At 50.3% G+C, this 18,434-nt stretch carries 18 protein-coding genes and 1 tRNA gene; 3 read left to right on the forward strand and 16 right to left on the reverse strand.

The window, feature by feature from the left end:
* Positions 1 to 210: 210 nt before the first annotated feature.
* Together ABTW62_RS08695 and ABTW62_RS08700 are read right to left on the reverse strand one after the other, a co-directional pair.
* Positions 211 to 1,029 (reverse strand): TrmH family RNA methyltransferase, encoded by an 819-nt coding sequence (locus tag ABTW62_RS08695; protein WP_430904191.1) that lies wholly within the window; start codon positions 1,027 to 1,029, stop codon positions 211 to 213.
* A 633-nt stretch (positions 1,030 to 1,662) separates the two neighbouring features.
* Entirely contained in the window at positions 1,663 to 1,833 is a 171-nt protein-coding gene (locus ABTW62_RS08700) for a hypothetical protein (RefSeq protein WP_176973970.1), read from the reverse strand.
* A gap of 265 nt (positions 1,834 to 2,098) precedes the next feature.
* Between ABTW62_RS08700 and ABTW62_RS08705 the strand changes: the two genes are divergently transcribed.
* Both ABTW62_RS08705 and ABTW62_RS08710 read left to right on the forward strand, forming a co-directional pair.
* Positions 2,099 to 2,174 (forward strand) — tRNA-Met (locus tag ABTW62_RS08705).
* 251 nt (positions 2,175 to 2,425) lie between these two features.
* Complete coding sequence (locus tag ABTW62_RS08710) at positions 2,426 to 3,130, forward strand: VIT1/CCC1 transporter family protein (RefSeq protein WP_430904192.1); 705 nt, start codon at positions 2,426 to 2,428, stop codon at positions 3,128 to 3,130.
* Positions 3,131 to 3,303: 173 nt separating this feature from the next.
* On the opposite strand, the gene ABTW62_RS08715 is transcribed toward ABTW62_RS08710, so the two are convergent.
* The gene (locus ABTW62_RS08715; protein WP_430904193.1) at positions 3,304 to 4,722 is read right to left on the reverse strand and encodes a dihydrolipoyl dehydrogenase; all 1,419 of its coding nucleotides are present in this window, start codon (positions 4,720 to 4,722) and stop codon (positions 3,304 to 3,306) included.
* 391 nt (positions 4,723 to 5,113) lie between these two features.
* Here ABTW62_RS08715 and ABTW62_RS08720 point away from each other — a divergent pair, with 391 nt between their 5' ends.
* Complete coding sequence (locus ABTW62_RS08720; protein WP_430904194.1) at positions 5,114 to 6,097, forward strand: malate dehydrogenase; 984 nt, start codon at positions 5,114 to 5,116, stop codon at positions 6,095 to 6,097.
* A 95-nt stretch (positions 6,098 to 6,192) separates the two neighbouring features.
* On the opposite strand, the gene ABTW62_RS08725 is transcribed toward ABTW62_RS08720, so the two are convergent.
* The 13 genes from ABTW62_RS08725 to infB form a co-directional block, all read right to left on the reverse strand.
* Positions 6,193 to 6,654, reverse strand: coding sequence for a peroxiredoxin (locus tag ABTW62_RS08725; protein ID WP_430904195.1), 462 nt, complete (start codon positions 6,652 to 6,654; stop codon positions 6,193 to 6,195).
* Positions 6,655 to 6,681: 27 nt separating this feature from the next.
* Positions 6,682 to 8,025, reverse strand: coding sequence for a c-type cytochrome biogenesis protein CcmI (gene ccmI / locus ABTW62_RS08730; protein WP_430904196.1), 1,344 nt, complete (start codon positions 8,023 to 8,025; stop codon positions 6,682 to 6,684).
* Positions 8,026 to 8,030: 5 nt separating this feature from the next.
* A complete protein-coding gene (locus tag ABTW62_RS08735) occupies positions 8,031 to 8,534 on the reverse strand; it encodes a cytochrome c-type biogenesis protein (RefSeq protein ID WP_430904197.1) in 504 nt (167 codons plus the stop codon).
* A gap of 7 nt (positions 8,535 to 8,541) precedes the next feature.
* Entirely contained in the window at positions 8,542 to 9,066 is a 525-nt protein-coding gene (locus ABTW62_RS08740; RefSeq protein WP_430904198.1) for a DsbE family thiol:disulfide interchange protein, read from the reverse strand.
* On the reverse strand, positions 9,063 to 11,102 hold the full coding sequence (locus tag ABTW62_RS08745) for a heme lyase CcmF/NrfE family subunit (protein WP_430904199.1): 2,040 nt from the start codon (positions 11,100 to 11,102) through the stop codon (positions 9,063 to 9,065). Before ABTW62_RS08745 ends, ABTW62_RS08740 begins: the two co-directional genes overlap by 4 nt.
* A gap of 57 nt (positions 11,103 to 11,159) precedes the next feature.
* A complete protein-coding gene (gene ccmE, locus ABTW62_RS08750; RefSeq protein ID WP_430904200.1) occupies positions 11,160 to 11,609 on the reverse strand; it encodes a cytochrome c maturation protein CcmE in 450 nt (149 codons plus the stop codon).
* Positions 11,610 to 11,617: 8 nt separating this feature from the next.
* Positions 11,618 to 11,788: a heme exporter protein CcmD gene (gene ccmD, locus ABTW62_RS08755; RefSeq protein WP_430904201.1), complete on the reverse strand. Its 171-nt coding sequence runs from the start codon at positions 11,786 to 11,788 to the stop codon at positions 11,618 to 11,620.
* A complete protein-coding gene (ccmC, locus tag ABTW62_RS08760; protein ID WP_430904202.1) occupies positions 11,785 to 12,528 on the reverse strand; it encodes a heme ABC transporter permease CcmC in 744 nt (247 codons plus the stop codon). The genes ccmD and ccmC overlap by 4 nt, the downstream gene beginning before the upstream one ends.
* A 120-nt stretch (positions 12,529 to 12,648) precedes the next feature.
* The gene (ccmB, locus tag ABTW62_RS08765) at positions 12,649 to 13,308 is read right to left on the reverse strand and encodes a heme exporter protein CcmB (RefSeq protein WP_090413905.1); all 660 of its coding nucleotides are present in this window, start codon (positions 13,306 to 13,308) and stop codon (positions 12,649 to 12,651) included.
* A gap of 5 nt (positions 13,309 to 13,313) precedes the next feature.
* Positions 13,314 to 13,928 (reverse strand): cytochrome c biogenesis heme-transporting ATPase CcmA, encoded by a 615-nt coding sequence (gene ccmA, locus ABTW62_RS08770; RefSeq protein WP_430904203.1) that lies wholly within the window; start codon positions 13,926 to 13,928, stop codon positions 13,314 to 13,316.
* A 138-nt stretch (positions 13,929 to 14,066) separates the two neighbouring features.
* The gene (gene truB, locus ABTW62_RS08775; RefSeq protein ID WP_430904204.1) at positions 14,067 to 14,972 is read right to left on the reverse strand and encodes a tRNA pseudouridine(55) synthase TruB; all 906 of its coding nucleotides are present in this window, start codon (positions 14,970 to 14,972) and stop codon (positions 14,067 to 14,069) included.
* 210 nt (positions 14,973 to 15,182) lie between these two features.
* Positions 15,183 to 15,542, reverse strand: a complete 360-nt coding sequence (gene rbfA / locus ABTW62_RS08780; protein ID WP_430904205.1) for a 30S ribosome-binding factor RbfA — start codon at positions 15,540 to 15,542, stop codon at positions 15,183 to 15,185.
* Positions 15,543 to 15,674: 132 nt separating this feature from the next.
* Positions 15,675 to 18,341, reverse strand: coding sequence for a translation initiation factor IF-2 (gene infB / locus ABTW62_RS08785; RefSeq protein ID WP_430904206.1), 2,667 nt, complete (start codon positions 18,339 to 18,341; stop codon positions 15,675 to 15,677).
* Between the last annotated feature and the right edge of the window lie 93 nt (positions 18,342 to 18,434).

Below are 18,434 nucleotides of genomic sequence, written 5' to 3' on the forward strand. Positions count from 1 at the left end.
CCTAGTACTCCGTTCCGCCAAACCGCTTACATGAAATCGCGCCTTCGCCTGTCATGCGTTGTTGCAAATCCTCGCCATAGTTACGGCTATGACTGCGGTTTGCGCCTAGCCTGGCAGGCGAATCCATCGATTTCATTTGTAAGCTAATTGACGGAACGGAGTACTAGCTGCGACATGGCCTTTGTTTGGGTGATACTCACTTCAACTGGCCTAACTGGCAGGAATAAACTGGGAACAGTCAAACGCATGTTGCCTAACCTTCTCGAACAAGCAAATGGCGGCCGCCGCTGCAACGTTGAGTGACTCGCTCTGCCCCGCCATAGGTATGGTTACCTGCCTGCTAGCAATCGCCAATACTGGTTCTGAGAGCCCGCTCCCCTCGCTTCCGAATAGGAATATTGTGGGGCCACGAAGATCTGTCTGAAAAATACTGCGGGTTCCAGTGGGTGTCGCTGCAATGACTTTACCGGTATAGCGGCGCGCCAAATTCAACAAATCTGCATGTTCGTGAATGCGCAAAGAGAAGTGCGCACCCATACCAGCCCGTAACGTTTTGGATGACCAGCTGTCCGCACAGTCGGCGGACAAAAAAACATCGCTGACCCCGGCAGCGGCAGCAGAGCGCAAAATTGAGCCCAGATTGCCTGGATCCTGGATCGCTTCCAACATGACGCAGAAATCATAATCATTGATTTCAACCGATACAGATTGTGTCAGACGGATGAGCGCCATGATCCCGACAGGTGTCTTGACCGGCGAAATCTGACTGAACAAGCCATCACTCAACATCAGGCAGCTATGCCTGGATTGACCTTGACAATAGGCCAGCAGCTGCCTGATTTCCGGGTGTTCCCTGCCCGATTCACTGATAACCAGCATTTCAGGCGTCCTTTCAGTTGCCAGGTAGGCTTGAAGCAAATGCACGCCATCCAGCAATGCCAGGCCTTCCTTACGACGTTGCCGCGCTGAATGCTGTAACTTTACAAGCTTTTTAAAAAGCGGATGTTCACGAGAAGTGATATGGCGCATGCCGGCAGTGATCTAATGCTGTACTAGGAGGCTGTCCGAGAATAGCGATCGTAGCGAGGGCGAGGCTGGTTGAGCGGGATTTTTCGATCATTTGAGGCGAATAGTCGTTCTATTTAACGAAAAGGATCGTAAAATCCGGCCAATCAGGCTCGTCCGCAGTAGATCAGTCGCTATTCTCGGACAGCCTCCTAGGAAGACAGCACGTTGTCAGGGAAATAAAATGGAAAGCACGTCAATCAATCCGCGTTCCCTGCGATAATCCATGCACACGGACCGCTTATGACGCTCGTATTGTACAAGAATCGTCCTGGAATGGGTAGCAAGCAGAACAAGCACTGCGACCCATTACCCTGACCGGCCATTGATAAGTGATGCGATTCCCGATCAGGGCACTGGCTTCTGATTGCCTCAATCAAACCTTGGCGGGAGCAAAGTATACGGATCTCGCGAGACAAAGCTTGCATCAATAAAGGTTGCATATTCTCACCCCAAATACGTCACACTTTGGCCATGCATCGCGAAATCCGGACTATCACGGTTTACCATCTGGGCAAAAAGTTTATTTTTCTCCTTTCCTTGATGATAGGAATATTGCGCTTATTTGAAATTTAAATATGGTAACGCAACCTGCGCTCAATCCATTGATCTGGGTTTGCCTCCGCCTTCCTGATCTTCAGATGGTATTTGATGAAAAGGCTGAATGGTCTGCCCATAGGTTGATGGGTCAGGAGAATCTGGCACGGAAGGCTTGCAAGCAACTAACGCCAGCATCATCGAAACTACCATGATGGCTTTGATCTTCATAAATACTCCTTATAATTTGGCTATAACTCAACTGAATCTTCAAACTGCAAGAGAATAGTACATGCAGAAAAAAAAGAAATATTGATGCAAATCAATTGCGCATCAGATTCTGGCAATAAAACGAATAAACAATTACATATCATAAGGTTACATCATTAAATCAGCGGCATATCAATAAATACGAACATTAAACACATAATCGGTCCTTGACATACCGCCCATCTAAAGTGCAAAATGCGCGTTCTATCGCATCAGCAAGCGACTTGGCGAATTAGCTCAGTGGTTAGAGCAGCGGAATCATAATCCGTTGGTCCGGGGTTCAAATCCCTGATTCGCCACCACAACCCACCCAACATTCGCCCACATTGGACAACGTTTTCACCCGTTCACGTATCCTGGAAATGACTGCTTGATCAAGCAGGCAAGTTAAGGCAGGCACAACAGAAACTGACGCTAGCTTGTTGTCGCTAAGAAAGTGGTTTAAACCTGACTGCATTGCAATTTGGTGCAATGATATTGGATATCGCGTTTCCTGTTCAGCGCTGCCTTGCCTGGGCCGATCTTCTCCGTAGTGAATTTTGCCCTCGTCAACATGAATCAAAAAAACCAAGATAAAAACAAAGATCATCGCTACCATCGTACCGGTTGGTTACGTGCGGCCGTGCTCGGAGCCAATGATGGTATCGTATCGACCGCCAGTCTGATTATCGGCGTCGCTGCTGCGGGTACATCACTGGAAGATATTCTACTGGCTGGCGTTGCCGGCCTGGTCGCCGGAGCGATGTCTATGGCGGCAGGAGAATATGTTTCGGTCAGCTCTCAGGCTGATACTGAAAAAGCCGATATCAAACTGGAACAGCATCATCTGTCCGAGGATATCGAATTTGAATTACAGGAATTGACCGAAATTTATATCCATCGCGGGCTTGACCCGAGCCTGGCAAGGCAGGTGGCCAAACAATTGATGGCACATGATGCGCTGGGGGCGCACCTGCGTGATGAACTGGGAATTAATGAGCATATCAGCGCCCGCCCGCTACAAGCAGCGCTCGCTTCTGCCGGCATGTTCACACTTGGCGCTTTGATGCCACTGACAGCTACCCTAATTACGGATACATCGCATATTATGCAGGCCGTTGCCCTTTTTTCTTTGGTGGCTTTGGCATGTTTGGGCGCGCTGGCTGCTTTCCTGGGCGGCGCCAATATCACTAGCGGTGTATTAAGAGTGACATTCTGGGGCATGCTGGCGATGGCCTTAACCGCTGTGGTCGGACGTTTATTTGGCGTCATGACTTGATTGATGGTTTCTACAATCCTGTCCCAGTATTCCTTAGCACCTGTCCGCGCCCGGAAGCGGGTAATTCCTGCGGTGCCCGGGCGCGGTATCATCGCAAGTATCACCCAAAACCAAGCTCAACTCGCTTTATAAAACAGCACAGCACGCAGCCGGGCATTTCAGGATAATGCCGATCAATCGAGTGCTTCAGAGTTGAGTGATTCACAGGCAGCTAGATCGGATTCAGAACAGGCTGGCAGCTTGGTAGCCAGATTGCGCAGCGCGGTTCGCAACCCCTCTTCCAGTACAGGATGATAAAAGGGCATTCGCAATAAATCCCAAACAGTCAGAGACTGGCTGATTGCCAGAGCCAGCAAATGGGCAAAATGCTCGCCTGCTGGCGCACACAATTCTGCGCCGAGCAATTGGCCACTGTTTGTATCGGCATACACACGCAAAATTCCACGATTACACTGTGCCGATCTGGCACGGCCCTGGTTATCGAAACTGACTTCACCTATCTGAATATTTTCAGCAGCAAGAGCCTGATACGATTGGCCAACCGTCGCAATATTTGGATCCGAGAACACAATTGCCAACGGTGTACGGCGCTTGAAACAAATTGACTCATTCAGAACCGCATTCAGACCAGCAATATGTCCTTCATCTGCCGCCTCATGCAGCAAAGGAAGGTGTTGATTCATATCCCCGGCTAGAAAGACCGGCAAATCGGCAACCTGCATAGTATTCGGATCAACAGGTGGCAGACCACGTTCATCCAGCTGTACACCCAATGCTTCAAAACCGATATCATCGATATTTGGACGTCGTCCCAAGGCGGCAAGCACGCTATCCACCTCGATTTCGGTATCCCCTGCCCGCACGATAATCGTCCCCTCCTGAGACCCTTTTGCCAAATCGGCCTGCTCGCCGAGATAGAGCGGGAACTCTGTGGACAAGAATGACACCGCAGCTTGATTGACCGCAGGATCACTGATACCCCCGATCATGTGGTCAGCGCCGAAGCCACTCACCCTCACGCCCAGCCTGGAAAGTGCCTGGGCCATTTCCAGACCGACAGGCCCCATCCCAATTACCGCCATACGATTTGGGAACATCTCCTGCTCGAACAAACTATCCGTTGTCAGCAGGCGTTCACCAAAATCCTGCCAGCCAGCCGGAACGATAGGACGGGAACCCGTTGCGACAATGATTTTCTGAGCTAAGAATTTTTCTCCGTTGACGATCACCTGATTAGGAGATAACAAACGCGCCCGCCCTGATAGGGTATGCGCTGGCAATGCCTCGGTTGTTTTCAGCGTACTGGCGACAAAGCCATCGCGGAGCTTGCGCACACGCTGCAAGACATGCTTAAGATCCACTTGTAACTGCGTGCTGCCGGCAATTCCAAATTCTTCGAAATGATGGCGGCGGTGAAACGCATTGGCAGCCTCAATCAATAACTTGGATGGCATACATCCCACCCTGGCACAAACTGTTCCCCATGCACCGTCATTAATCAGAAGATAGCTATCGGTACGCTTCCTCACCTCTCGCAAAGCAGACAATCCGGCACTTCCCGCGCCGATGATGATAACTTCAACGTTTTTCATAGGCTTTTATCCACTAATAACCCCGACATTCCCAGTTAAACTGACTGCGCCTTAGCAAATGGATGCGCATGAAAAATAACAACCTATTCTTTTCACCACAATATGTGCATCGTGATACAGCAATCAACCGAGATTCTCAGGTCAAATTAACATAAAACTACCTGCTTCATCATACCTCATTCAGCTACCCTGACATTTGCCTCTTTATCAAAGTTGAGAAATGCATTCGTTCCCGCCTTCGGCCACCCATTCGTTTAGCCTCTGCATCCAGGCAGCACCGCAGGTGTGACGCTTAGCCTTCTTGTCTCCCCTATTTGCCGGTATAATCCGGGTGTGCCGCTTGAGAATTTTCTCTCCCCGTCAGTAAATGTTCAAGGAGCAAGATTTAATAATGCCCTCACCTATTCGTATTGCCATTACCGGTGCGGCAGGACAAATTGGCTATAGCCTGTTGTTTCGAATCGCCGCCGGAGACATGCTAGGCAATGACCAGCCTGTCATCCTCCAGCTCCATGACATCCCGGAATCCGAAGATAAATTGCAGGGTGTGGTAATGGAACTTCAGGACTGTGCATTCCCGCTGTTGGCTGGCATCATTGCCTCCACCGATCCGATGCGATCCTTTGATCAGGCTGATATTGCCATTCTGGTCGGTGCGCGGCCTCGTGTTAAAGGCATGGAACGCAAGGATCTACTCACTGCCAACAGTGAAATTTTCAGCGCTCAGGGTCGGGTATTAAACCAGGTTGCCAAGCGCGAAACGAAAGTATTGGTAGTAGGCAACCCGGCCAATACCAATACTTACATCACCATGAGAAATGCGCCGGATTTATCTCCAAGTAACTTCTCGGCCATGCTTAGACTCGATCACAATCGGGCGTTATCTCAAGCCGCCATGAAGTTAGCGCACCCCGTGGGGAACATCAGAAAAATGATCGTGTGGGGAAATCATTCGTCTACCCAGCTACCTGATTTAACCCACGCTGAAATCAACGGGCAAAGAATTATTGATCTGATCGATGATGCGCCCTGGATTGAAAACTACTTTATTCCCACCGTTCAAAATCGTGGTGCTGCAGTCATAGAAGCACGCGGATTATCCAGTGCGGCAAGCGCTGCCAATGCAGTCATCAACCATATGCGTGACTGGATTTTTGGAACCCGAGAGGATGATTGGACCACAATGGGCGTCCTCTCGGATGGAAGTTACGGCATTCCGGAGGGGGTGTTTTTTGGATTTCCCGTAATTTGCCAGGATGGCCTGTGTCGTATCGTGCAGGGACTCGACATTGCACCCGCCTACCAGGACAAATTGAACATCACCTACCAAGAACTTCTGGCTGAACAAAACGCGATCAGACATCTGCTGCCATAAGAAGAACGATTTAGCAGAAAAAAAGCACAACACCCATGAGCACACGAATAAATCTCGTGCGGTGTTGTGCCTGATTAAAGGACTCTCAATCAGAATCAGTCAGTCAAATCCTTGATAAAAGCCAGTACTTCTTCAGCATGTCCGGGAACTTTGACGCCCCGCCAGGCCTTGTACAATTTCCCTTGTGGGTCGAGCACAAAAGTACTCCGTTCGATTCCCCTTACTTGCTTACCATACATATTTTTCATCTTCATGACCCCAAATAATTCACACGCTGTTTCATCAGGGTCACTGAGCAAGTGATAGGGCAGGCTATATTTTTCCCTAAATTTTTCATGTGATTTCAGACTGTCGCGGGAAACTCCAACGATTTCACACTCAAGCTGACGGAATTGCGGATAGAAATCACGGAACTGCTGGCTTTCATTGGTACAACCAGGCGTATCGTCCTTGGGATAGAAAAATATAACCAAGTATTTACTTTCGACAGCAGATAAGCGGAAAATACCATCCCCGGTAGCAGCCAATTCAAAATCAGGTATTACTTCGTCATGCATGCAACCACTCCGATTGATTGATTGAATTTAAGGAACTATCCGATCAATGACGACAGAAACATCTTTGTCGCCAATTTTGACCGGCTGGCTATAGCCTTCCAAGTCTCCGCTGGCAGGGACAGCCTGGCCAGTTCTGCTGATTCTGGCACCAATCACGACTGCAGGGAAGCTTGACAGCTTCATTGCAGGGGTCATCGCCATACCATCGTCAAGCGTGAAAGTGACCGGCAGATCCTTCGCCTGGACTCTTAAAATTGCCAATGGCATTTTAGGGCCTTCCTTGGCTCTTGCAAACACGAAAAGTGTATCGGCAAGCGATACCTTCTCGCGCAATGATGCATCCAATGTGACAGATCCAGAAATACTTGGCAACGCCGAGGAAGACGGTGCAGGCTCGGCTGCTGCCTCTGCTTTATCTGATTCTACCGTCGGCAGATCACTTCCAATATTTGAATTCTGCGCGAGTTGCAGCGGCGCCGATCCCTCCTTAGCTCTCGAGGCCAATGCCTTCGCCTGGACAATACTCTCATTGATTGATTGAGCAAGCTGCGATTCGGCTGGAATGATCTCCAACAATCTTTGCCAATGGATGGCAGCCTGTTCGAATTTTCCTCGTTCGAATTCTACCGTGCCAGCCAGCGCCAGTGCTTTGGGATAATCGGGATCCAATGCGAGCGCCTGAGCGATCAGCTCGGCCGGTTTACCCACTAGACTGCCATCATTGGTCATTGCCAATACATCAGCATAATCACTTAGAAACTGTGGGCTATCGGGAATGATCTTAACTAACTCGGCATAGGTGGCACTGGCATCTTCAAACCGTCCCATAATCGCGTAGGTACGCGCAAGCATCACCCATCCTTCGATATCCTCTGGATTATCTTTAAGGCGGGCAGCCAGATTATCGATGATCGATTGAATTTCCGCATGGCCAGAAGGCATCCCATCAGCATTGTCAGACTGGAAATGCGTGGCATTCGCCAGTTGCGATTGTGGCAATAACCCACGGCTATCGCCGATGATTGTATAAAGATAGACTGCGGTCAGTGGAACGGCCAAAACGACGATGACGGTCGCGGCAATGCCATGACGACTGGCGCGAGGCATGCTGACAGCTTCACTCGATGTAGACAAATCCTGCAACATTCGCTTCTGCAACTCTTGTTTGCTGGATTCATATTGCTCCTTGGAGAGAATGTCATTACACAAATCCTGATCCAGTTCAGCAATTTGATCGCGGTAGATACTGATATTTGCCGCCTCGCGCTCAATTTTTTCTAGATCTTTCCTATTGTTTCTCAGCAGTACAGGAATTACGAATAACAATGCCGCCACGATAAAAATACCGGCCACAACCCAGAATGTGGTCATACGCTTTAATCCTTGTTTATTTCTTTGATAAGTGACTCAGCCTGCAAGCGCTGGTTTTCGGTTAAGGGAGATTCCGTTATTTGTGACCGGCGGCGTCTGAGGTAAAGCATCAGCGCGACCGCCCCTCCCAAAAATAAAACGAAAGGACCAAACCACAATAACCATGTCGTCGATTTGAGAGGCGGGTTATACAGCACGAAATCGCCATAGCGTGCAACCAGAAATTCTATAATTTCATCGTCGCTTTTGTTCGCCCGCATCTGCTCCCTGATTTCACGTCTCAAATCATTGGCAAAATCCGCGCGCGAACCGGCAAGGGATTCATTCTGGCAGACCAAGCAACGCAGATTCTCTGCCAGATTGACTAGGCGTTTTTCCAGCTCGGGATCCTCTGCCACCGGCACTGCCTCGCTAGCCACACTCAAACCCGCCATGAATAACAGCAGCAGCGTTACAAGCAACTGTCTTGCGACTGCTACAAAAGAACCATGCGCAACTAATCTAATCATCACTGTCTCAACTCTCCAGTTCTTTGATCAATGGAAGAATCTTATCTTGCAGCGACTTGACCGTAACCGGGCCAATATGTTTATAGCGAATAATCCCCTGCTTATCGATCACATAAGTCTCGGGTACGCCATAAACACCATAGTCGATACCCACTCTGCCATCCGCATCGACTATGCTCGCGGTATAAGGATTGCCATATTGCTTAAGCCACTGCATAGCAGTATCGCGCTGGTCCTTGTAATTGAGTCCATAAATGGGCACGATACCCAACTTGGACAACTCCACAAGCAGAGGATGCTCATCTCGGCATGCGACACACCAGGATGCCCATACATTCAGCATCCACACTTTCCCAAGATTCTCTGTCGATGAAAGTGTCTTATCGGGATCATGCAATTGCTGCAACTGAAAAGCTGGCGCAGGCTTATTGATAAGTGGTGATGGCACCTGGCGGGGATTCAGGGTCAACCCGATCCCCAGGAAAATGACCAGGATGAGAAATACCGCCAAAGGCAGCATAAAGCGCATCATACTTTTTCACCCTCTGAAAGCGTTATCGAATGGGTAGCTGTCTCGACAGGCAGACTGTCTGCTGCCGATTCTGCTGCTTTCGGTGCTTTAGAAACAGCTTTCTTCTTGATAGCCAGCCGATAACGGCGATCTGTCACAGCCAGCATGCCGCCCAGCGCCATCAAAATACAGCCTAACCAGATCCAGACGACAAAGGGCTTGTGATATACCCGAACGATCCACGCACCATTCTCCATTGGCTCACCCAAAGCTACGTAAAGATCACGGGTCAAACTGGTGTCAATTGCCGCCTCGGTCATAGGCATGCCAGAAGCGTTATAGGTTCTTTTCTCCGGATATAAATTTCGGATTGTTTTGCCATCTTTCATCACCTCAATCTCACCTTCGATCGCGCTGTAGTTCGGTCCCGGCAGCGGTCTTGTGCCATTGAATCGGAATGTATAGTCTGCAAGGGTTACCGTGCTGCCAACTTCCATGCGCACATCTTTCTCGGTTTCGTAACCATTGACCAAAGTGACCCCGATAATGAATACGGCCACACCCAAATGCGCACAGTGCATGCCATAATAGCTTTTCGGCTGTTTAGCCAGCTTGGCAAAGAAACTGCCTTCCCCACTCTGGAGCCGATGTTTAATTGCTACGAATATGCTGGTAATGATCCAGAAGGCAAGCAATAAACCAAAGCTTATCATTGGTCGCCACTCACCCATCACAAAGGGCATGATGATGGCCGTGATCAGGCTTACAGCAAATGCCCAGCGCAGTCTGACCATCAGAGCAGGCAGACTTGCTTTTTTCCAGCGAGCGATCGGACCCAACCCGATCAGGAAAATGGCGGGTGTCATCAGGGGAACAAATACCGCTTCAAAATAAGGAGGGCCCACTGAAATTTTGCCCAGCTCCAACGCATCCACCAGCAGTGGATAAAGCGTGCCGAGCATGACACTGCCGGCAGCCACTAACAGCAATACATTGTTGGCAAGCAGCATGGTCTCGCGAGAGACGATTTCAAAATTACCGCCCAACCCGACTTTAGGCGCACGCCAAGCAAACAACAACAATGAACAACCGACCACCAGCACTAAATAAACCAGGATAAAAATACCGCGCGCGGGATCCGTAGCAAAAGCATGCACGGAAGTCAATACACCTGAACGAACCAGGAAGGTTCCCAGCAAGCTCAATGAAAAAGCACTGATTGCCAGCAAGACTGTCCAGCTTTTAAAGCTTCCACGTTTCTCGGTCACGGCTAAGGAATGCACTAGCGCCGTGCCGACCAACCAAGGCATGAACGAGGCGTTTTCAACTGGATCCCAGAACCACCAGCCCCCCCAGCCGAGTTCGTAATAGGCCCACCAACTGCCAATCATGATTCCGATTGTCAGAAAAACCCAGGCTACTGTTGTCCAGGGACGTGACCATCGGGCCCAGGCAGCATCCAGTTGCCCGCTCAACAATGCCGCAATGGCGAATGCAAAAGCGACCGAAAAACCGACATAACCCATGTACAGCATAGGGGGATGCATGACCATTCCTGGATCCTGCAATAGCGGGTTCAGGTCACTTCCCTCAACAGCGGCAGGCAGAAGCCGGTCAAAAGGATTGGAAGTAAACAGCAGGAACAGTATAAAACCTACGCTGACCAATCCCAAGACACCCAATACGCGTGCCACCATATCATCCGGCAATTGACGGCTAAACACGCTGACAGCCACCGACCAGCCGGCAAGCAACGTGACCCATAGCAGCAGGGAACCCTCATGCGATCCCCATGTTGCAGCTATACGAAAGTGTAGCGGCAAATCGGAATTCGAATGTGAAGCGACATTAAGTACGGAAAAATCATTGCTGACGAATGAATAAGCCAGACAACCGAAAGCAATTGCAATGAATACAAATTGACCCTGAGCGACAGGACGCGCCAGCGCGATCCATGAAGGTATTCCACGTGCCGCGCCGATGAGGGGCAATGTACCCTGAATCAATGCCAACAGCATTGCAAGAATGAGTGCGAAATTACCAAGTTCCGGTATCATGGTTGAGCATTATTCCTTTCTTGTGATATTTTTGATCAAATTAGACGAGAGACAGGCTTACTGGGTGAGCGAGGTCTTTTGTGCTTTGGCCGCTTGCTCTAATGCACTGGCTGCTTCAGGCGGCATGTAATTCTCATCATGTTTGGCAAGCACTTCATCCGCATAGAAAATACCGTTCTCGGCAATTTTTCCTTGTGCGACGACCCCCTTACCCTCCTTGAACAAATCCGGCAGAATCCCCGTATAAACGATTTGAATCGCTTCGGAGGTATCGGTAATGGCGAAGCGCATCGTTGTGCCATCACCTTCCCGTTTAAGTGAGCCCTCTTCTACCAATCCACCTATCCGGAAACTTTTACCAATGGGCGCTTCCTTGGCGATGACCTGGCTTGGGCTAAAGAAAAAGACCAGATTACTCTGAAAAACATTCAGTACCAGAATGACGGCAACTGTCAGCGCACTTACACTCAACGCAATAACTGCCATTTTTTTATGACGCGGTTTCATTTTCCTCCTCACAAAGATGATTTGTCTTTCAGACCGAGCTGCTTATACAAAGTTCGGCGACGGCTACGCACCAGCATCACTTCGCCCAGGACACATAACAGCGCAACGAGATAGGAACCCCATACATAAAAACCATAACCCCCCATTGCGAAAAAATCGGACCAGCTCTCCCAACTCATTTCGAGACTCCTTCTTTTAATTCCGAAACCCATGCTGTATGGCGTTCACGCTCTAGGATAATCATGCGCGTTCGCATCAACACCATGACGATGGAATACATCCAGGCCGCCAAGGCCATGATCAACATACCCGTCAGCATCGCTGTCGCCATTTTTGGGGATTGCACCAAACTCACCGAAGCCCCCTGATGGAGCGTATTCCACCACTGAACCGAGAAATAGATAATCGGAATATTCACCACACCGACCAAGGCAATGATCGCACCAGCCTTATCCGCACGCCGCGGATCATCGATTGCGGCCTGAAGCGACATAAACCCGATATAGAGGAAAAATAGAATGAGCTCAGATGTCAGGCGGGCATCCCAAACCCACCATGCGCCCCACATGGGCTTCCCCCACCATGCACCGGTCCACAAAGCCAGAAATGTAAACATGGCTCCGGTCGGCGCGATGGCGCTCGCCACCATGGATGAAAGCCGGGTATTGAATGCAAGCCCTATCCCTGCCCAGAACGCCATGACGACATACAGGAACATCGACATCCAGGCAGCCGGAACATGAATAAAAATGATCCGATAGGCCTCGCTCTGCTGGAAATCAGTCGGTGCTACAAAAAATCCGATATATAGGCCTATGATCAGGAATATGACTGCTGCAATGGTAAAAAAGGGAATCATTCGGCCGGCAAGAAAATAAAAACTTGCTGGAGAAGCATATTTGAACCAGTTAATTGTCATGTTATAGATAATTCAATTTAATTTATGCAATGCGTTACATCAGATTTTCGCGTCGTCTATAGCATTGCCACAATTGCTGGTTCACTCAGGAACCAACTTGAAATACTTTTCACCAACCTGTCATGCCATCGAGATTCTGAGCGACGCAGCGGTTGCCCAAGGAGAAAAAACCAGAGATACCAGCAGAAATGCACCCAACAATGAAAGATGCGCATCAAAACCCATTCCGGCTGTACTTGCTTCGACTGCCCCTGCGCCGAAAATCAACACTGGAATATACAAGGGCAAAACCAATAGTGATACCAGCACCCCGCCCCCTCTCAGCCCCAGCGTCAGCGCCGCGCCAATCGCTCCAACTAGACTCAGCACAGGCGTGCCCAACAATAGCGAGAGGGTCAAAACCATCAGTGCTTCCACGGGCAAATCATATTGGATACCCAGCACGGGTGCCATGAGCACCAAGGGCACACCCGTGACCAGCCAGTGCGAAAGCGCCTTACCCATTACCAGCCCCGACAAGGAGACGGGTGAAAGCAGCATTTGTTCCAGCGTACCATCGACATAGTCGCTGGAAAACATGCGGCCAAGTGCCAACATTGAAGCGAGCAGTGCCGCAACCCATACCACACCAGGCGCCATCATTCGCAACATATTCATCTCTGGCCCCACTCCCAGCGGAAACAAGCTGACGACAATGATGAAAAAGAACAACGTCGTCAGCACATCTGAACGTCGACGCATCGCCAGCAACAAATCTCGCTTGATTATCCACAGAATCATTTTGGTCAGGATAAAACTAATTGGTGAGTGGCTGCCGCAGCCACATCGAGTTCTTGGTGGGTTGTCATAACAATCATGCCGCCTTGCGACAAATTATGTTCCAGCATTCCCTTGATCAGTTCAATTGCCGTAACATCGAGCGCAGTCAACGGCTCATCCAGTATCCACAATTTGGTACGCGTCACCAGTAACCGGGCCAGTGCCACCCGCCTACGCTGTCCCTGCGACAAAACCTTGGCTGGCAATGTTTCACGTCCTGCCAAACCCATGCGCCTGAGCGCATCTGTTGCCTGCTCTTCATCAATTTCACATCTGGCCAGCGCACAGGAAATACGTAAATTCTCGATAGCGGTCAAATCATCCTTAATGCCACCCAAATGCCCCAGGTAAGTCATAACGCTGCGATAATCCCCGCCCAGCTCACGAATATTGACGCCATCCCAGCAAATTTCGCCATCATCCGGGACCGATAGACCACACAACAACCGCAACAAGCTGGTCTTACCACTGCCATTGGGTCCACTCACAAGCATTAACTCACCGGCCTTGACTGAAAAGTTCATGCCAGCGAAGAGCTTGTGATCCCCGCGAGAGCATTCAAGATTATTGGCTGTCAGCATTCTAAGTCAGTGATTAGTTGGGAATGATCAAAACAGGGAATTATAACGTATTGCCAATCCTTTGGTGCTTTGCTCGATGCATGCATTTGACCGAAAGCTGTCATACCCTTGATTGCAAAGCATCTAAATCGCAAATGCTCATTGCATCATCAGCCTTTTGGGCGCAATTGTTTCGGAGTCAATCCACTCGCCCAGACCCAGGAAGCGGTCGCTAGAATCGTATAACCTCAGCTTGGAATTAGCCGGCAAATGACTATGGGTCATCGTTCTTTGGATTCTCTGTCCTTGCTTTAATTGGAATGCCTCAATATCGTTAAGCACGATAGCCGGCAGATCAGACAACAGTACGTCAGCTGGATACAAAAACTGCTCGCGTGCAGCCTGGGGATCAGCCTCAAGCTGGTCCAGGCTGCAAGCCTGAGATAGCTCAAACAGACCAATACCAGTGCGAGTGAGTGCAGTCAGATAGGCACCGCCATAACCCAATGCCTTGCCGATATCCTCGGCCAGCGTACGGATATAAGTCCCCGACCCACAGCGCACGGTTACTGTCATCTCGCTGCCTGACCAGGCATCAAGGGAAATATCGTGAATCACGATTTCACGCGCCTGACGCTCAACCGCAATCCCTTCACGCGCATAGTAATACAAAGGTTTTCCCTTTTTCTTCAAGGCACTGAACATCGGCGGTATTTGACTCGAGCGCCCGAGAAATGTGCGCAGAACAGCCAATACTTGCTGGGAATCCAATTCCCCCGTCATGGCATTTGTGCCAGTTGCTGGCACGATATCACCCTCGGCATCACCCGTATTGCTGACATACCCCAGCCGCATCACTGCGACATAAGTTTTATCGGCACCCAGTAGCGCCGATGAGAATTTGGTCGCTTCGCCCAGGCAAATGGGCAACAGCCCCTGAGCCATCGGATCCAGGGTACCAGTATGGCCCGCCTTGCTGGCAGTTAGCAATCGCTTGCTGATTTGCAAGGCACGATTGGATGAAATGCCAGAAGGTTTGTTCAGCAGGAATACACCATTAGGCATCTCGGATTCGGTCAGTGTACGTTCCTTGGTCAGGGTGGGTTTAATTCGGAATTCCTCAATCGGGAGGGCATTGCCCCGATCGTACCGTCGTTCAGCAAACTCATGCGGCCAGCATGGCTATCGGCGGTCAGGGGCTCAATCTTTGTTCAACATTGCGGGCTATCATCCATACAGGCCGGATATAAGCCACATAATAATTGGTATTTGGGCTCACTGCGGCGTTTTGCCGACAGCCTCATCAATCAATCGTGAAAGGCGCACACCCCGCTCAACCGATTCGTCGTAAACAAACTGAAGCTGTGGCACCACGCGCAACTTGATACGGCTGGCCAACTGACTACGAAGGAAACCACTTGCACGCCTCAGGGTTTCTTTCGCGAGCTCAACACTCTCCGTGTCATGCAGGATGGTGAAATAAACCTTGGCATAGGCATAGTCTCGTGTCACCTCAACCCCGGTCAGCGTGATCATCCCGACACGTGGATCCATCATCTCCTGTTGAATCAATACAGCCAACTCGCGCTGAATTTGATCAGCCACTCGTTGCGCGCGCGAAAAATCTTTAGCCATGACCATCCTTCTTCGTTTGAAAAATCACAATTCAGCCATGAAAAACTAACTGACCTACCGGCATGGCAGTAAGTTCATTACAAGAATTCGTCATGCACGGCTTCTAGGCTGGTGTCTTACAGCCTCCTAGACTTATAACACACGGGCGGTTTCGACAATCTCATATACTTCCAGCTGATCGCCTTGCTGTATATCATTGTAATTCTTCAACGAGAGGCCACATTCAAAGCCTGCTTTGACTTCTTTGGCATCCTCCTTAAACCGTTTTAAGGAGTCGAGGGTACCCGTATGGATCACAACCCCGTCACGCAAAAGCCTGACTAATGAGTCGCGTCTCACCAATCCCTCGAGCACATAACAGCCTGCAACAATACCGATTTTTGGAATTCTGTAAATTTCGCGGATATCCACCATCCCCAGAATCTTTTCCTTGCGCTCGGGCATCATCATGCCGGATAGCGCTTTCTTGATTTCATCTACAGCTTCATAGATGATGTCGTAATAACGGACGTCCACACCGGTTGAGCCGATCAACTTACGTGCGCCTAAATCGGCACGGCTGTTGAAACCAATAATCACGGCCTTGGATGCGAGCGCAAGATTGATGTCCGACTCGATAATCGCGCCAACCCCGCTATGCACGATATTGATTTTCACTTCGTCGGTCTCGAGCTTGTGCAGAGCATATGCCAGCGCTTCGCAGGATCCCTGTACATCCGCCTTGATAATCAAATTCAGCGTTATGACATCTTCTCTTTGACCGAACACGTCTTCCATTTTCGCCACATGAAGCTTGTCCAGTCTAACATCACGGAATTTACCCTGACGGAACAACGCGATTTCTCTGGCCTTGCGTTCATCTTCCAGGACGATAAATACCTCGCCTGCGGGCGGCACTTCGGACAAGCCTTGAATTTCAGCTGGAATCGAAGTGCCTGCCCCACCGATCACCTTGCCTTGTTCATCCAGCATTGCCCTGATTCGACCAAAAGCTGCACCGGCCAGGACCACATCACCGCGTTTCAATGTGCCGGATTGCACCAGTATGGTTGCTACAGGTCCTCGCCCCTTGTCCAGACGCGACTCAATCACAATGCCTTTGGCTGGCGCATCCTTCACTGCCTTGAGTTCCAGCACCTCGGCCTGCAATAAAATCGCTTCCAGCAAATCATCAATACCTTCCCCGGTTTTGGCCGAAACACCGATAAACATTGCATCCCCGCCCCAATCCTCTGGCACCACGCCATGATTGACGAGCTCTTGCTTAATCCGCTCGAAATTGGCCTCGGGTTTATCCATTTTATTGACAGCTACCACAATGGGGATACTTGCCGCCTTGGCGTGATGAATCGCTTCGATTGTTTGGGGCATTACGCCATCATCTGCCGCCACCACCAGGATAACCAAATCGGTAATACTGGCACCACGCGCCCGCATTGCCGTGAATGCCTCATGCCCCGGAGTATCGAGAAACGTAATCATGCCATGTGAGGTTTCAACATGATAGGCACCGATATGCTGGGTGATGCCTCCCGCCTCACCGCCTGCAACGCGAGTTCGCCGAATATAATCCAGCAGAGAGGTCTTGCCGTGATCAACGTGCCCCATGACGGTGACCACCGGAGCACGCGGCTCCAATTGAGACTCGGAAACAGGCTCGGCCGCTTCCTCCAGAAAAGATTCCGGGCTATCCGAGGCTGCCACTTTGGCAACATGCCCCATCTCTTCAACCACGATCATGGCAGTTTCCTGATCCAGCATCTGATTGATAGTGACCATGCTGCCCATTTTCATCAACACCTTGATTACCTCGGCCGCTTTTACCGCCATTTTCTGAGCCAATACTGCAACTGAAATTGTTTCAGGAATCAAAACCTCGTGTACAACCGGCTCGGTCGGTGCTGAAAAAGCATGCTCCGGCTGGGGTGTCTCAGAACGGTTTTTACCGTGCTTGTCCTTACGCATGCGCCAGCCCTGCCCGCCCGACAGATCGCCCCGGATTTTAGATTCGCGCCGTTTGGCAGTTTCCTCCTTCCAGACTTCCTGTTGCTTGACCGGTTTCTTTTTCTTGTCAACCTTTTCTTCAGCGGGCTTTGGAGCAGGCTTGGGGGGCTTAAGGATCACCCGCTCGCCTACAACAGGTTTCCGCTTAACCGCTTTCTCCGGTTCCGGTGCTGCTGGGGGGGTGACGGTCGGCTGTTGCGCCACAGTTTCAGCGGGCTCAGCGACCTGCGGTGCTTCGTCAGCCTTCGCCGGCTCTTCCGCCTTGGATTCTTTACCTATACCGGCCTGAGCTGCCGCCTGCTGCTTTCTTCTTTCCTGCTTTTCTTTTAGCTCAGCTGCCTGGCGCGCTATCAGCTCGGCCCGTTTTCTGGCCTCCTCTTCTCGCAGTGCGCGTTGCGCCTCATCAATAATCGGCTGCCTGGCGGCAGCGGGCGCCTCAGCAGCCTTGGCGGACTCTGGCTCGCCAACAGCAGCAGCCTGACCGGCTTCAGTGGGTGCTGCCGGCTTGGTCAGCACACGTTTTTTCCTGACTTTGACTTCAATCGTCCGGGCCTTGCCGGCACCATCCGACTGCCTTATCTCGGTTGTTTGCCTGCGGGTCAGGGTAATTTTATTCTTTGTCCCACTCGTTCCATGCGCTTTCCGGAGATGATCGAGCAGTTGTGTCTTATCTTGTTCCGTCACAAAGTCGGTCGCCGACCGCTTGTTAACACCAGCAGCTTGCAGCTGTTCAAGCAGCAAGTCTGGCAGCATGCCTAGTTCTTGTGCAAATTGCTCTACAGTCATTTGAGTCATCAGCAACCTTTTATTTACCTCAAATCCAACAAAATCCTAGCAATATATAGGAAATTTTATGCTTGTTCATCTCTGGAAACTTAAAATCATACC

This window comes from Nitrosomonas sp. ANs5 (assembly GCF_050584665.1).
Taxonomy (GTDB): domain Bacteria; phylum Pseudomonadota; class Gammaproteobacteria; order Burkholderiales; family Nitrosomonadaceae; genus Nitrosomonas.